The 13,542-nt window shown below is 62.9% G+C and carries 12 protein-coding genes; 8 read left to right on the top strand and 4 right to left on the bottom strand.

The genetic code is table 11. The annotated features are described in order from the left end of the window. Positions 1-125 precede the first annotated feature (125 nt). Both NXS98_RS12560 and NXS98_RS12555 read right to left on the bottom strand, forming a co-directional pair. Complete coding sequence (locus tag NXS98_RS12560) at positions 126-371, bottom strand: FmdB family zinc ribbon protein (protein ID WP_283845353.1); 246 nt, start codon at positions 369-371, stop codon at positions 126-128. Between the two features lie 50 nt (positions 372-421). Beyond that, positions 422-1,303 carry an adenylate/guanylate cyclase domain-containing protein gene (locus tag NXS98_RS12555; protein WP_283845352.1) on the bottom strand — a complete coding sequence of 294 codons (882 nt, stop codon included), beginning with the start codon at positions 1,301-1,303 and terminating at the stop codon, positions 422-424. A gap of 238 nt (positions 1,304-1,541) precedes the next feature. Between NXS98_RS12555 and NXS98_RS12550 the strand changes: the two genes are divergently transcribed. From NXS98_RS12550 to NXS98_RS12535, 4 genes are all read left to right on the top strand, one after another. Further along, the gene (locus NXS98_RS12550) at positions 1,542-3,248 is read left to right on the top strand and encodes a CotH kinase family protein (RefSeq protein WP_283845351.1); all 1,707 of its coding nucleotides are present in this window, start codon (positions 1,542-1,544) and stop codon (positions 3,246-3,248) included. Between the two features lie 188 nt (positions 3,249-3,436). Beyond that, complete coding sequence (locus tag NXS98_RS12545) at positions 3,437-3,760, top strand: hypothetical protein (protein ID WP_283845350.1); 324 nt, start codon at positions 3,437-3,439, stop codon at positions 3,758-3,760. 26 nt (positions 3,761-3,786) lie between these two features. Further along, positions 3,787-4,875 (top strand): type IV pilus twitching motility protein PilT, encoded by a 1,089-nt coding sequence (locus NXS98_RS12540; protein ID WP_283845349.1) that lies wholly within the window; start codon positions 3,787-3,789, stop codon positions 4,873-4,875. An 8-nt stretch (positions 4,876-4,883) separates the two neighbouring features. Then, a complete protein-coding gene (locus NXS98_RS12535) occupies positions 4,884-5,528 on the top strand; it encodes a hypothetical protein (RefSeq protein ID WP_283845348.1) in 645 nt (214 codons plus the stop codon). A 57-nt stretch (positions 5,529-5,585) separates the two neighbouring features. On the opposite strand, the gene NXS98_RS12530 is transcribed toward NXS98_RS12535, so the two are convergent. Beyond that, positions 5,586-6,419, bottom strand: a complete 834-nt coding sequence (locus tag NXS98_RS12530; protein ID WP_283845346.1) for a sugar phosphate isomerase/epimerase family protein — start codon at positions 6,417-6,419, stop codon at positions 5,586-5,588. A 202-nt stretch (positions 6,420-6,621) separates the two neighbouring features. Here NXS98_RS12530 and NXS98_RS12525 point away from each other — a divergent pair, with 202 nt between their 5' ends. From NXS98_RS12525 to NXS98_RS12515, 3 genes are all read left to right on the top strand, one after another. Beyond that, on the top strand, positions 6,622-8,769 hold the full coding sequence (locus NXS98_RS12525; RefSeq protein ID WP_283845345.1) for an adenylate/guanylate cyclase domain-containing protein: 2,148 nt from the start codon (positions 6,622-6,624) through the stop codon (positions 8,767-8,769). A gap of 174 nt (positions 8,770-8,943) precedes the next feature. After that, positions 8,944-11,157 carry an ATP-binding protein gene (locus tag NXS98_RS12520; protein WP_283845344.1) on the top strand — a complete coding sequence of 738 codons (2,214 nt, stop codon included), beginning with the start codon at positions 8,944-8,946 and terminating at the stop codon, positions 11,155-11,157. 168 nt (positions 11,158-11,325) lie between these two features. Further along, entirely contained in the window at positions 11,326-11,760 is a 435-nt protein-coding gene (locus tag NXS98_RS12515; RefSeq protein WP_283845343.1) for a cyclic nucleotide-binding domain-containing protein, read from the top strand. Here NXS98_RS12515 and NXS98_RS12510 read toward each other — a convergent pair. After that, a complete protein-coding gene (locus NXS98_RS12510; protein ID WP_283845342.1) occupies positions 11,757-12,620 on the bottom strand; it encodes a hypothetical protein in 864 nt (287 codons plus the stop codon). The two genes, NXS98_RS12515 and NXS98_RS12510, sit on opposite strands and share 4 nt — an antisense overlap. 126 nt (positions 12,621-12,746) lie before the next feature. On the opposite strand from NXS98_RS12510, the gene NXS98_RS12505 reads away from it, so the two are divergent. After that, a complete protein-coding gene (locus tag NXS98_RS12505) occupies positions 12,747-13,535 on the top strand; it encodes a thiazole synthase (RefSeq protein ID WP_283845341.1) in 789 nt (262 codons plus the stop codon). Positions 13,536-13,542 lie beyond the last annotated feature (7 nt).

Raw genomic sequence — 13,542 nt, 5'->3', positions numbered from 1 at the left:
TGCCAAGTTTTAGCCTCAACAGGTGACAGGCAGCATGGGCTGGGCTGGGCAGGAAATAGCGGCGGAAAGCGGTTGCCTCTGCCTTGATGAAACTCGAAACTTGCAACGTAAAACCTACCGTCCCCTCACTGCCGCTCGTATTCGCCTTTGCCCAGCCGTTTATAGACGGTGAAGCCGGCCTTTTTGGCGTCGCTGATGGACAGCGGTTTCAGTTTGTGGGGCGTGCTGAACTGGCTCAAGACCTTGCGCACGGGCTTGCGGCAAAGGGGGCAACGCGTGACCGGCGGCGCATCGGCCGGGCGCCGGAGCGTGAAGCGCCCGCCGCAAATCAGGCAATCGCCTTCGCAAAGCTCGTATTCGTACAGCGGCATAAAATCTCCTTCGCGTTTCCCTTCCAATTTCCGGCCAGCCCGATGGCATGTCAAGAGGGTGCCGGGCCGGGCGGCGCAAAAAATTCAAAATTCCCCTCGAAGCCGTGGAGGGGATGGCGGCCCACGCTGCGGCATTCGCCGGCGGGATAGAGCAGGGCGGCGGCAGGGGCGCTCAACAGGCAAAGCTCCTTGAGCTGGCTGGCCACTTTTTCCATGCGAAAGACGTAGTTGACATCCGGGCCGATAAGGCTGTTTTCGCCGAGGGAAACGGCGTTATCCACGGTAATGCGTCCCCGATGCAGGACCACCCGGAAGGAGAATTCGCGGGTTTGCTGTTGCAGTTGCCGCAAGGTTTCCAGCGTATGGCGCACTTTTTCGACGGGCGCATTTGCCTGGGGCCAGTAAGCGAGAAAACCATCGCCCAGGTATTTATTGATGACCCCTTCCTGTTGCTCGATGGCTTCCTTGCAGGCGCAAATCCAGCGTCCGACCAGTTTGGCGAGTTCATCGCCGGGCACGGTTTGGCTCAGGGGGGTGAAACCCACGATGTCGGCCACCAGCAGCCATAGCTCCTCGGTCTTGATGTCCTTCATGGTCACGTAATTGGTGGTGCGGGGCGCCAGGCTCTCGCCCGCAAACACCGGCTGTTCGGACTGCATGAAGGTGAAGGTGGTGGAGCCGATTTCGATGCGGTCCTGGTGACGCAACTGGACGGGCTGGCGCAGGCGGCGGCCGTTGATGAACACGCCGTTGGAGCTGCCCAGGTCCACAATCCAAAACTCACCGGCTCCCTGTGGATGAATCAGCGCATGACGGCGGCTGACCCGCGGGTCGCCCGGCAGGGCAAGGGCGTTTTGCGAGGCGCGCCCGATGGAGAGAGGTCCCTGCACAGGAATGCGGTCGCCAGCCGCAGTTTCCAGCCATGCTTCCATGACTGCCATGCTACGCCGCAGGCGGGGAAATGCAATCAGATAGTGCGCTGACGCAGCGCCGTGGACCACGTAACGGCCTGGCCCAGCACCCTGTGGGAAGGGCGCGCCGTGGACCACAAGGGTATTGGCGCAGCCGGAGTTGCTGGCGGCGGGCAGCCTTGGGGTACCCGCAGCCGGACGCTGCGGGCGCAGCCCTTGTAACCAGCGGGCATATTTTTATGTCTGATGAAGTGTGAGCATGAGCATGCAACGTCGGCGATGGGGCAAGTGGTGGTGGCTGAGTTTGGCGCTGGGCGTTTTTGGCTGGGGACTGGCGGCACAGCCGGCGAATGATTTCCCGCCTTTCGGACCGGGCGCCGGGCCGCGGGGCGGCCGCAACTTCAATCGCGGCCCCGGCGGGCCGGACGGACCCATGGGGCCGGGGGGCATGGGCGGCGTGCAGGAGCGTTACGCGCTGGTGAGCAAGTTTGACCAAAACAAGGACCAGCGGCTCGATGCGGCGGAGCGCAAGGCGGCGCGTGAGTACATGCAGAAGGAAAAGGCGGCCGGGCGCGGCCCCCGCCTGCCGGGACCGGGGCCCATGCGGCGCAACCCTGATTTTAACGCCACCCCGCCCCCCGCCGGGCCCAAGGTCACGCCTGCCGCGGTGCCCAGTTATCCCGACAAGCCGTTGTATGATTTGGAAACGGTGCGGACGCTGTTTTTGTATTTTGAGAACGAGGATTGGGAGCAGGAGCTGGAGGATTTTTATCACACGGATGTGGATGTGCCGGCGCGGCTGGTGGTGGATGGCAAGGAATACCGCGAGGTGGGCGTGCGCTTTCGCGGGGCTTCCTCCTATTTCACGGTGCCGCGGGGCTACAAGCGCTCCCTGAATGTATCGTTGGATTTTGCGCATGAGGCGCAGCGGTTGATGGGGGTGCGGACGTTGAATCTGCTCAACTCCCACAATGACCCTTCCTATCTGCGCACGGTGTTGTACTTCAAGGCGGCACGGGAATATGTGCCGGCCCCGGAAGCCAACCTGGTGCACGTGGTCATCAATGGCGAAAGCTGGGGCATTTATGTCAGCGTGGAGCAGGTCAACAAGGACTTCATCCAGAAATGGTTTGGCACCACCAAGGGCGCCCGCTGGAAAGTGCCCGGCAGCCCGCAGGGCCGCGGCGGGCTGGAGTATCTGGGGGACAACGCCGAGCCGTACAAAAAGATTTACGAAATCAAGAGCAAGGACGAAGCGGCGAGCTGGGAGGCGCTGATCCAACTGTGCCGGGTGTTGAACCAGACGCCGGCCAGCGAGCTGGAGAAGGCGCTGGCGCCGCTGTTGGATGTGGACGGCGCCCTGAAGTTTCTGGCGCTGGAGAATGTGTTCATCAACAACGATGGGTATTGGGTGCGAGCCAGTGACTATTACCTTTATCAGGATGAAAAGGGGCGTTTCCACATTCTGCCTTACGACAGCAATGAGACCTTCCAGCCGGCCATGCGCGGCGGTCCCATGGGCGGCGGACGCCGGGGCATGGGCGTGGTCGGCAATGACGCCGCCGGCGTGGAGCTGGAACCGCTGGCGGGCGCCAGCGATTCCCGCAAGCCGTTGCTGAGCAAACTGCTCGCCGTGCCGTCCCTGCGCCAGCGGTATTTGCAATACGTGCGCGACATTGCCGAAAAACAGTTGGACTGGAAAAAAATGGAGGCACTGGCGGCGGCGTTGCACAAAAAAATCGCGCCCATAGTGAAGGCCGACACGCACAAGCTGGAAAGCTACCAGGCTTTTGAACGCTCGCTGGCGTACGAACCGGGCCTGGCCGACACCGCCAGCCCGCCCGCGCTGGCCGGGGGTTTTGGCCCGCCCGGATTTCGCGGTCCGCCCGGGGGCAACATGGGCCTCAAGACGTTTGTGGTGAAGCGGCGGGTGTATTTGTTGGAGGCCACCTCGCCGCAACAATAGAGGGGGAAAAACAAGCGTACCGCATGGGCGCGGTGGGCGGCGCGTTGTCTTGCAGGTTGGGCTGTGCCGGCCGCCCGGCCGGCGGGGGTCAACGGCGCCTGGAGTACAGCCAGCATTTGACGGGCGGGGGGAGTGTGGTAGATTACCTCATAACGTGCGCGCTGGCTGAACCAGCCGCCGTGTGTTTTATGAGTTCTGGCAAACTGGACAAGTCTGGTTTTAAGCCGGTCGTCATTGCAAACCGGCAATATCATCTGGCCCTCGCCCCTGGTGCGGTTCGGTTTCGCAAAAATGGTCTCGAGTTTCATTCGCCGGTGCCGGTCTCTCCCTGGGTGGAAATGACTGTGGAGCTGGAAAGCCCGCACGATGGCTGCCGGGTCAAGTGCACGGGGGTGGTGGTGGCGTGTGACGGTTCGCGGCATCAAGGCTACACAGTGGCTTTGGTGTTCACGGGCATGAATCGCCAGGCGCGCTCCCGGCTGGGTGAAATTGCCTTTTCCGCCTTGGCCTGACCGGGTTTCCCGAGTACCATCGGGACATGGAACTGTTTAAGAAGATTTGTGCCGCCGCCGTGGAGGCGGGGGCGTCGGATATTCACATCAAGGTGGACGCGCCGGTGATTCTGCGGATTAACCGGCAATTATTGCCCATCGAATGCCCGCTGCCCACCGAGGAATGGATTGACGATGTGCTCAAGCACATTGTGCCGGTACACGCCCGGGCGCGGTTCGAGGAAGACCGGGAAATAGACTTCTCCTACCATCTCCCCGGGGTGGGGCGGTTCCGGACCAATGTGTACCAGCAGCGCGGCACTTTCGCCATTGCCATGCGCTACGTCAAAACCAAGGTGCCCAGTTTTCCCGAGCTGGGGCTGCCCGAGGTCATCAAGCGCATTGCCGAGGCCCCGCGCGGCATCGTGCTGGTGGCCGGCACCACCGGTTGCGGCAAGTCCACCACGCTGGCGGCGATGATTGAGCACATCAACGAGAATTTTAAGAAGCACATTGTCACGCTGGAGGACCCCATCGAATATGTATTTGAAGACAACCAGTCGGTGATTGAGCAGCGCGAGATTGGCCTCGACACCAAGGCGTTTGCCACCGGCCTCAAGCACATGCTGCGGCAGGACCCGGACATCATCATGGTGGGTGAAATGCGCGATGCCACCAGCTTCACCGCCGCCATGAGCGCGGCTGACACCGGCCATCTGGTGCTCTCCACGCTGCATACCACCAACGCCGCGCAATCGGTGGGGCGCGTGCTGGACTTCTTCAAGCCGGAGGAGCGCGACACCATCCGCCGCCAACTGGCGTCCACGCTCAAAGCGGTCATCTGCCAGCGCATGGTCAACACCGTGGACGGCAAGATGACGCCGGCCGTGGAAATCCTCATCAACACGCCCACGGTCAAGAAACTGATTGAGGAAGACCGCCTCGAAACGCTGCCCGCGGCCATTGAAACCGGCACCGAGGACGGCATGCAGAACTTCAACCAGCACCTGCTGCAACTGGTGCAGGCCGGGCGCGTCACCGAGAAAGAGGCGCTCTCCAAGGCCAGCAACCCGCAGGCGCTGGAGATGAACTTCCGCGGCATCTTCCTTTCCACCGGCCATCGCATTTTGGGGTAAGCCACCGCGTGAAAACCTCCCTCTTCGTTTTGTGCCTTCTGGCGGAACTCGCCGCTCCTGCCGCCGCCGCTGCGGTGCCGTTGTTTGAGGAAAACTTCGCGCAAGTCCCCCCCGGCAAACCGCCCACCAACTTCATGGTGGTGGACGGCGGCTTCACGGTGCGGGAGGAGAGCAGCCAGCGTTTTCTGGAGCTGCCGGGCAACCCGCTGGAAAATTACGGGGTGCTCTTTGGCCCCCCTGCTGCCTCCAACGTCTGCGTGGAGGCGCGGATTTGGGGGGAAAGCACCGGCCGGCGGCATCCGATGTTTGCCGTGGGATTGGGCGGCATTGGGGGGCTGAAATTATGGGTGGCGCCGGGGCGCGAGCAGTTGGAGCTGCACTTGGGCGAGCGCATGCTGGTCACCCGGCCGCTTGCCTGGAAATCCGGGGCGTGGGCGCATCTCAAGCTGCGCTACGTGCAAACCCCTCAAGGGATGATGCGCGCTGAGGGCAAAATGTGGCTGGAAGGCGAGGTTGAGCCGGCGGAATGGACTCTGGGGGCGGAACTGAAACAGCCGCCGCCCGCCGGGCGGGCCTCGGTGTGGGGCGCGCCTGTCTCTGGCAAACCCATTCGCTTCGATGACTTGCGGTTGACGGCCATCAACGTGCCCTGAAGCTCTGCGGTCGGGTACGCCCTTCCGTCAACCGTATCTGTCGGGTCGGTCGGACCCTTACTTTTTGCCTTTGCGCGGCTTCAGGCTCTTGAGGGTCTCCTGCATCCACCGCACACTGGCGGCGGTATTCTCGTCCGAGCCGTGACATTCAATGGAGACGGCGCCGTCCCATCCGGTTTCATTCAGGTAGGCCAGGCAGCGGCGGATATTTTCGGCGTTGACGCCGCCGCCCACCGGGACGATGGAGCTGCCGATGCCGGTTTCCTCGCCGCGGACGGCGGCGGCCAGCTCGGCGCTGACGTCCTTGATATGGCAGTGCGTGCAGTATTGGCGGAGCGCCTTGAGATACTCGAGCGGGTCGTGGCCGGCGATGAAGGTGTTGCCGGTGTCGAAATTCATCTGCAGATATTCCGATTCAAAATGGGCAAAGAGTTTCTGCATGAACTCAATGTCATTGGTGTAGGGGCCGTGCGGCTCGACGTTGATGATGACCTTGTAGTCTTCGGCCCAGGAGAGGCATTGGCGGTAGTTGTCGCAGGTCACGCGAAAGACTTCCTTGCGGGTCATGCCCGGCGTTTCAAAGGCGCCGTCCACCGTATCCACCATGGGACAGCCCAACTCGGCGGCAAAGCGGATGCTTTGTTGCACATACTGCACGCCGTAGGCCGAGCCGTTGGGTCCCATCATGGGGTAGGAGCCGTCAATCTGGGAGACTGACAGGCCCTTGCCCTCCAGATACCGGCGCAAGGCGCGGGGATTAGATTGGAGCGACACGCCGGGGTCGTAGCCCAGCGCCTGGATGAAATTCTGGCCGTGGATGACGGCGAATTCGACGTGTTTCAAGCCCGTGGCAGCGATTTTTTCGATGGCGGTTTCAAAACTCGCGCTCAACGGGCGCCAATTATCCGTATGCAGGCCGAGGTGGATCATGATTTGGGTATAAAGCGGGCAGGCGGCAGGGTCAAGCCACAAACGGCGGGGAACCATGCAGGAGGCCCGCGTTTTTGTCGGCAAGGCCAAGCGTTGGGGCTTGGTCATTGCGCTTTTCCCCGGGGGGTGACGATGCTATAATCTCCCCCAGCATACGCACTGCATGAATCCCTTTCGTCAGCGATTGGCACAAGCACGCTCCTTTGGCGGGTTGGTGGGCGCGGTGGTGGCCATCCTGACGGGAGTGGCCTTGTTCCTGTCGGCCCTGGGCAAGCCGCTCATCAACGCAAGTTTTGACTGGCCGTTTCGGTATCGCACGCCGGTGGTGCCGGAGGAGGTGGTGCTCATCTACATGGACGATTATTCCCATGCGGAGCTGGACCAGGACCCCAGCCGGCCGTGGAGCCGCCTGCTGCATGCCGAGTTGGTCGAGCGGCTGACGCAACAAGGCGCCCGGGCCATTGTGTTTGACGTGGTCTTCAGCAGCCCCGCCTCCAATTTTCTGGCCGACCCGCAGATGGCTGAGGAGTGGGACGCGCGCCTGACGGAAGCCATGCGCCGCCACGGCAAGGTGGTGGTGGCGGCGGAGTACGGGCGGCTGGAGATGGAAGGGGCGGTGGCTTGGCGCATCCTGCCCATCTATGAACGCGTGGAAAAGGCGGTGGCCGCCGTGGGCCACTCTTACACTACGGTTTCCTCGGATTACACCATCCGGCTGTTTCCCGAAGCTGTGGATTATGGCGGCGAGCCTTTTCCCTCGCTGTGCGAGGCGGCGGCGCAGGTTTTGGGCTACGTGGACCCGCCCCATGGCACCCGGTATATCAATTACTTTGGGCCGCCATTAACGCTGCGCTCGGAGAGTTATTTCACCGTGTACCGCGGCGATACGCCGCCCGACTTGTTCAAGGACAAGGTGGTGTTCATTGGGGCACGCCAGAGCACCGGCATGACCGGCGAGGGCAAGGACGAATTCCGCAATCCCTGGCCGCGGTATCTGGAGGCCGCGGCCGGCGAGCATGACGCGGAGGTGCAGATTCGCTCCTTTTCGCCGGGGACGGAAATCCAGGCCACCGCCTTTTGCAATTTGATGCGGAAGAATTGGATGGTGGCCATTCCCGATTCGCTGCAATTGGGTTTGCTCATATTGCTGGGCGCGGGGGTGGGTTTCGGCCTGGCCATGCTGCGCCCCACCTGGGCGGTGCCGGTGGCCGTGGTCCTGGTGGTGGGCGAGGCGGCGGCGGCCATTGCGCTGCATTGGAAGGCGGCGGTGTGGTTCGCGTGGCTCATCCCGCCAGTGCAAATCGGCGCGGCCACCCTGTGGTCGGTGTTGTTCAATTCGGTCCGGCTCTATTTTGAGAAAATGCTCGCCGAGGCGGAGGCGCGCACGGAAAAGGCCGAAAAGCAGCGGTTGGAGGCGGAGCAGAAATTATTGGAGCAGGAGCGCGCCTTGTTGCGCGAGACCCTGGTGAAACAGCTTTCGCCGGGGCGCGTGGAGCAAATCCTCAAGAATCCGGAGCTGCTCAAACCCGGCACGCGCAGGCAAATCATCAGCATCATGTTCAGTGACATTGAGGCTTACTCCAAACTCTCGGAGAATCTGTCCCCCGATGAGCTGGCGGAGCAGTTGAACGCCTATTATGAGCTGACCCTGGGTTGCGTGCACGAAACGGAGGGCACGGTGGTGAAGCTGATTGGCGACGCGATTTTTGCGATTTGGAACGCGCCCTTTTCGCAGGAAGACCATGCACGGCGGGCGTGTGTGTCGGCCTTGTTGCTCCGGGGCCGGCTGGCGGCGCATGACCAGCAGCGCGCCGGGCCGGTGATGCGGACGCGGGTGGGGTTGAACCTCGGCGAAGCCAGCGTAGGCAACATCGGCAGTTCGCAACGCTTTGATTACACCGCGGTGGGCGATTGTGTGAACATTGCCTCCCGCCTGGAAGGCATGAACAAAATGGTGGGCACCGGCGTGCTGGCCACCGAGGCCATCCGCCGGGCGGTGGGGGACCAGATTGTCTTCCGGCCGGTGGGCCTGTTTCGTTTCAAAGGCGTCACGCAGTTTCAATTTGTCTATGAGGTGGTGGGGCTTCCCGAGCAGGCCGAAGCCTCGCGGGCCTGGCGGGAGGCTTTTGCGGAGGCCTGGGAGTTGTTTGCCACCCGGCAATGGGACGCCGCCGAAAAAGCCTTTCGCCATGTGCTGGCTCTCAAACCCGAGGACGGCCCCTGCCATTATTATCTGGAGCGCATCCAAGAATTGCGCGCCCAACCTCTGCCGCCGGACTGGCGCGGCCAGATTATCCTGCACGAAAAATGAACAGGGCGGCGCCAGCCGGGTGGGAAAGGCGCGATGACGAGCAAGCGCTGGCCGGGAGGTGCTGGCAAGCCTGGCTGGTCCGAAAATGGCGCTTGTGCCGGCCGAGGGGGAACATTCCCCGTATTTTTGGGCTGGCGGGAGGCTGGGATTCCTCCGTAGTATCTGGCCCGCCCTATGTCGTACGAGATTGGTTTTGACCTGCTCATCCCCGGTCAATACATCAAACAGGCGCTGGCCGTGTCCCTGCTGAGCGTCTGGGTGCTCGTAGGACTGTTCTTCTATTTGAATCACTACACGCGGCGGCGTTATTTCACCATCTGGGCGGCGGCGTGGATGTTTTATGCCTTGTGGCTCACGCTGAATCTGGCGCTGGGCCATGAGGATGCCGCGCCGTGGATGACCATGGTCAAGCAATGGTGCATCAGCGCCACCGCCTTGTTTTTATTCTGGGGCGGCCTGCGGTTTCTGGGGCAGCGGGTGCGCCAATCGCTGGCGGCGTTGTTTTTTGGTTTTCTGTTTGTCTGGAGTTATTACGGCGCCTACCAGTTGGAGAACGCGCTGCAAATCCGGCTGCCCATCTTTGGGCTCATCGCCGTGGCCAGCTTGCGCGTGGGTTATTGCTTTCTGGCCTACCGGCGGCGGCGGCCCTACGTGGGGGCGGGTTTGCTGGCGGTGGGCTTTGGGTTGTGGGGGCTATACCACGTGGGGTTTCCCTTCCTGTACTATCAGCCCGAGCTTTTTGGGGCGGCCTTCCTGATTGCCACCGTGCTGCAATTGTTTATTGCCGTCAGCATGATTGTCCTGGTGTTGGAGGAGGCGCGGCATACCCACCACCTGGCTTTCTTGAACCTGTCCAAACAGGCGGAGGAAGCGCAGGAGCTGCGCAGCAAGGTCTCGGCCACGGAGGAGCGGTACCGCAAGTTGTTCGAGAATGCCGGCCAACCCATCATCATCGCCCGGCCGGATGATTTGACCATCCAGGAGGTGAACCAGGCGGCGGCGCGGCTGCTGGGAGCGGGCGCTCCGCAAGAATTGTGCGGGCGCTCCCTGCTGCATTTCTGTCCGGGCCAGCCGCCTCCCGGCATGACGGCCGCGGAGTGGTTGTGCACGCTGCACCCGCTGCAACTGCGGCGGCTGAATCAGGAACTGGCGCCGGTGGAGGTCAGCGCCACGCCGGTGGAGTACGATGGACACCCGGCGGTGCAGTTGTTTTTGCATGAACTGACCGAGCGCGCCCAGCTCGAGCAGCAATTGCGGCAGACCGAAAAACTGGCCGCCCTGGGCCAGATGATTTCCGGCATCGCCCACGAGCTGAACAATCCGCTGGCGGTGGTCAAAGGCTATCTGGAGCTGGTGCTGCAACACCGCGAGCTGGCGCCCGATGTGCGGGCGGATTTGGAGAAGGTGGCCCAGGAAAGCAACCGCGCCGCCAAGCTCGTGCAAAACTTTCTGGCGTTTGCCCGCGAGCGTCCGCCGCAACGCGAGCTGGTCAACCTGAATGAAGTGGCCCAGCGGGTGCTCGAGTTGCGCAAGTTTGCGGTGCGGGTGGCAGGGGTGCAGGTGCAAACCCGGCTGGACCCCGACCTGCCCGTCACGCTGGCGGATGCCGACCAGATTCAACAGGTGCTGGTGATTCTCATCAACAACGCCGTGCAGGCCATGAGCGGACGCGACCGCCCCGGCTTGCTGAAAGTGGCCACGCGGCACGCGGAGGGTAAAGTGCTGGTGGAGGTGGAGGACAACGGCCCCGGTGTGCCGCCCCATCTGGAAACCAGAATCTTCGAGCCGTTTTTCACCACCAAACAGGTGGGCGCGGGCACCGGCCTCGGGCTGTCCATTGCCCTGAGCATCGTCTCCGAGCACAATGGCCGCCTTTACCACGCCCGGCCCGGGCCGGAAGGGGCGCGCTTCGTCGTGGAGCTGCCGGTTAAAACCGCGCCCGTCAGTGAAGCGCCCAAACCCCCGCCCACCCCTCCAGCCGCGGCGCCGGCGGCGGCCGATCTCAATCTGAAAATCCTCGTGCTGGATGATGAGCCTACCATTACCGAGATGGTCTCGGAAATGCTCTCGCTGCTGGGTTGCCGCACGGTGGGATGCACCGTGCCGGCGCACGCCCTGGAACTGTTGCGCAAGCAGCACTTTGATCTGATCCTTTCAGATATTCGCATGCCGGAAATGGACGGACGCCAGTTTTACGCCGCCGTCCGGCAGGAACATCCCAGCCTGGCCGGCCGCATCCTCTTTTTAACCGGCGACACGGTGAATGAGGAGACGCGCGCTTTCCTGAAGTCCGTGGGCAATCACCATCTGGGCAAGCCGTTCCAATTGGAGGCGCTCCGCCGCGCCATTCTGGAAATCGTGGGCCAGCATCCGCCGGCGCCGGCTTGACCCCGAGCCATGAGGTGCCGCCGGCGGCGGATTGGCCTTGCCCGCCGCCACCCTTCCCCTCCGTAAGCCCCGCTCAAACTCGTGAACTCCCGGCTGCGGCTGCCGTGAGACATGCTATATTGAACTGGAACCAGACCCGAATTAGACGCCCAATCCCTGGAGTTTATCATGTCCTTAACCTTGGAAAGCATGTTGCGCGGCCTGACCCCGGCGCCAACGGAAATCCGGGTGCCGCCCGGCACGGAACTGTTACGGCAGGGCGAGCGCCTGGGCGTGTTGTTTGTGCTGGTGAGCGGGCGGGTGGAAATCGTGAAAAACGGCGCTTCCCTGTGCGTGGTGGCAGACCGCGGGGCGGTCTTCGGCGAGCTGTCCCTCCTCTTGCACTGCTACCAAAACGCCACTGTCCGCGCCGTGGAGGCCTGCACTTTGTTGCGCGTGGATGACGTGGAGCAAGCCCTGACTCAGCGGCCGGAGCTGGCGCTGGAACTGGCCCGGCTGCTGGCGCGGCGGCTGGCCCTGCTGGATGCGCGCTTTGCGGAACTCAAGGAACAGGTGGCGCGCATCCAGGCTGAGTCCCTCCAGAGCGGCGGGCCGCCTTTTTAAGCGGGCGGCCGGGCGGGACGGGTTGGCGCCGGCGGCGGGGCGGGTGCCACCTTCCACCATTCCGGCCAGCGTTCAATGGGCCAGCACACGGCCAACACCAGCGCCATGCCGGCGATGGGGGACACATCCAGTTTGCCCAGCCGCAACCAGCGCAAGGGACGCAGCAGCACCCGGGCGCTGTGCGACACAAACGGCCAGAAACTTCCCGGCCCCAGATAGACGTAGAGATTAACCAGGTGCAAAAAAAACAATCCCAGCAGCAGGTATTTCCAGGCCAGCAACACCACCACGCCAAAACCCAGGGCTTGTTGCCATGCTTCCGCCCACGAGACTGCTGGAAGATAACCCAGCGCTTGCAGGAAAAATTGGAGCAGCGGCCAGCCTGCGATGGCCAGGAGAAAGGGCAGCAGCGCCTGCACTCCGGCCGGCCAGCGCGCCGGCCGGCCCACCAGATGGCGGATGAACCGGACAGGCGGGGAAATCTCCACCGGCCGTCCTTGCAGTGCCGACAGCAGCAACAGGCCAAAATAAACCACCACAAAGAAGTGCAGGAAGCTGACCAGGGAAAACAACAGATAACGCCCCACCGTTTCGCACTTGAAGCTCACCACCAGCAGACCCAGGGAAATTTTGGGCGTCCAATCCAGCGGCCCGCCCAGTTGCCAGTAGAACAAGCCCCGGAGGAGAAGCAGCCCCATCAGCAGCGCCAGGTACCGCCAGCGCCGCCGCTGGTTTTGATCGGCGGGGCGCACCGTGGAGGCGAGCGTCAGCGGCGCGGGCGCGGCAGCCAGCCGGGCGGTCCGCCAGCTTGCCCACAGCAGCCAGGCAATCAGGTTCAGCAATAAGTCCAGGTAGGCCATGCAGTGCCGGAAGGGGATTCAATAAGTTTGCCGCCGTGAATTCAAACCAATTTCGGCGCGCAATCGGTTTTGCCATGCCATTCTGTGGCTGGACGTGGCGGCGGGAAGGGGGTAGGTTCAGGGCTGATGATGTTGGAAAATCGTCCATGGGTGGTGGCGGGGCGGACTTTCCGCTCGCGGCTGCTGCTGGGCACCGGCAAGTTTGCTTCGCCGGAGCTGATGCGCGCCGCGTTGGAAGCCAGCGGGGCGGAGATTGTCACGGTGGCGCTGCGCCGCGCGGATTTGAGCGGGCGGCATGATCCCTTTGCCAACATTTTGGATTTCATTGATCCGCAGCGTTATTTGATCCTGCCCAATACCAGCGGCGCGTTGAACGCCGCCGAAGCCGTCCGGCTGGCCCGTTTGGCCGCCGCCGCCGGCCTCCCCAAATGGGTCAAACTGGAGATTCACCCGGACCCCCGCTATCTGTTGCCGGACCCCATTGAGACGCTGGCGGCCACCGAGCAGTTGGTGAAGGAGGGATTCACGGTTTTGCCCTATATCAACGCGGACCCCGTGCTGGCCAAGCGGCTGCAGGAGGCGGGTGCGGCCACGGTGATGCCGCTGGGTTCACCCATCGGCTCCAATCAAGGCGTGCTCACCCGCGACCAGGTCCGCATCATCATCGAGCAGGCCACCGTGCCCGTGGTGGTGGATGCCGGCCTGGGGGCGCCCAGCCACGCGGCGGAGGCGATGGAATTGGGGGCGGATGCCGTTTTGGTCAACACCGCCATTGCCATTGCCAGTGATCCGGTGCGCATGGCGCAGGCTTTCCGCGTGGCCGTCGAGGCCGGCCGCGCCGCTTATGAGGTGGGACTGGCCGAGCGCCAGCCCGTGGCCAGCGCCACCAGTCCCTTGACCGGTTTTCTGGGTTGATGCACGG

It is taken from the genome of Fontisphaera persica (assembly GCF_024832785.1).
Taxonomy (GTDB): Bacteria; Verrucomicrobiota; Verrucomicrobiia; order Limisphaerales; family Fontisphaeraceae; genus Fontisphaera; species Fontisphaera persica.
This window is presented reverse-complemented; position numbering and strand designations above follow the sequence as displayed.

Bases quoted from the DNA above. Each gene is read 5' to 3' on its own strand.
- NXS98_RS12525 (WP_283845345.1), top strand. From the start codon at position 6,622: ATGAATCCCTTTCGTCAGCGATTGGCACAAGCACGCTCCTTTGGCGGG.
- NXS98_RS12540 (WP_283845349.1), top strand. From the start codon at position 3,787: ATGGAACTGTTTAAGAAGATTTGTGCCGCCGCCGTGGAGGCGGGGGCG.
- NXS98_RS12560 (WP_283845353.1), bottom strand. From the start codon at position 371: ATGCCGCTGTACGAATACGAGCTTTGCGAAGGCGATTGCCTGATTTGC.
- NXS98_RS12510 (WP_283845342.1), bottom strand. From the start codon at position 12,620: ATGGCCTACCTGGACTTATTGCTGAACCTGATTGCCTGGCTGCTGTGG.
- NXS98_RS12520 (WP_283845344.1), top strand. From the start codon at position 8,944: ATGTCGTACGAGATTGGTTTTGACCTGCTCATCCCCGGTCAATACATC.
- NXS98_RS12515 (WP_283845343.1), top strand. From the start codon at position 11,326: ATGTCCTTAACCTTGGAAAGCATGTTGCGCGGCCTGACCCCGGCGCCA.
- NXS98_RS12545 (WP_283845350.1), top strand. From the start codon at position 3,437: ATGAGTTCTGGCAAACTGGACAAGTCTGGTTTTAAGCCGGTCGTCATT.
- NXS98_RS12550 (WP_283845351.1), top strand. From the start codon at position 1,542: ATGAGCATGCAACGTCGGCGATGGGGCAAGTGGTGGTGGCTGAGTTTG.
- NXS98_RS12555 (WP_283845352.1), bottom strand. From the start codon at position 1,303: ATGGAAGCATGGCTGGAAACTGCGGCTGGCGACCGCATTCCTGTGCAG.
- NXS98_RS12505 (WP_283845341.1), top strand. From the start codon at position 12,747: ATGATGTTGGAAAATCGTCCATGGGTGGTGGCGGGGCGGACTTTCCGC.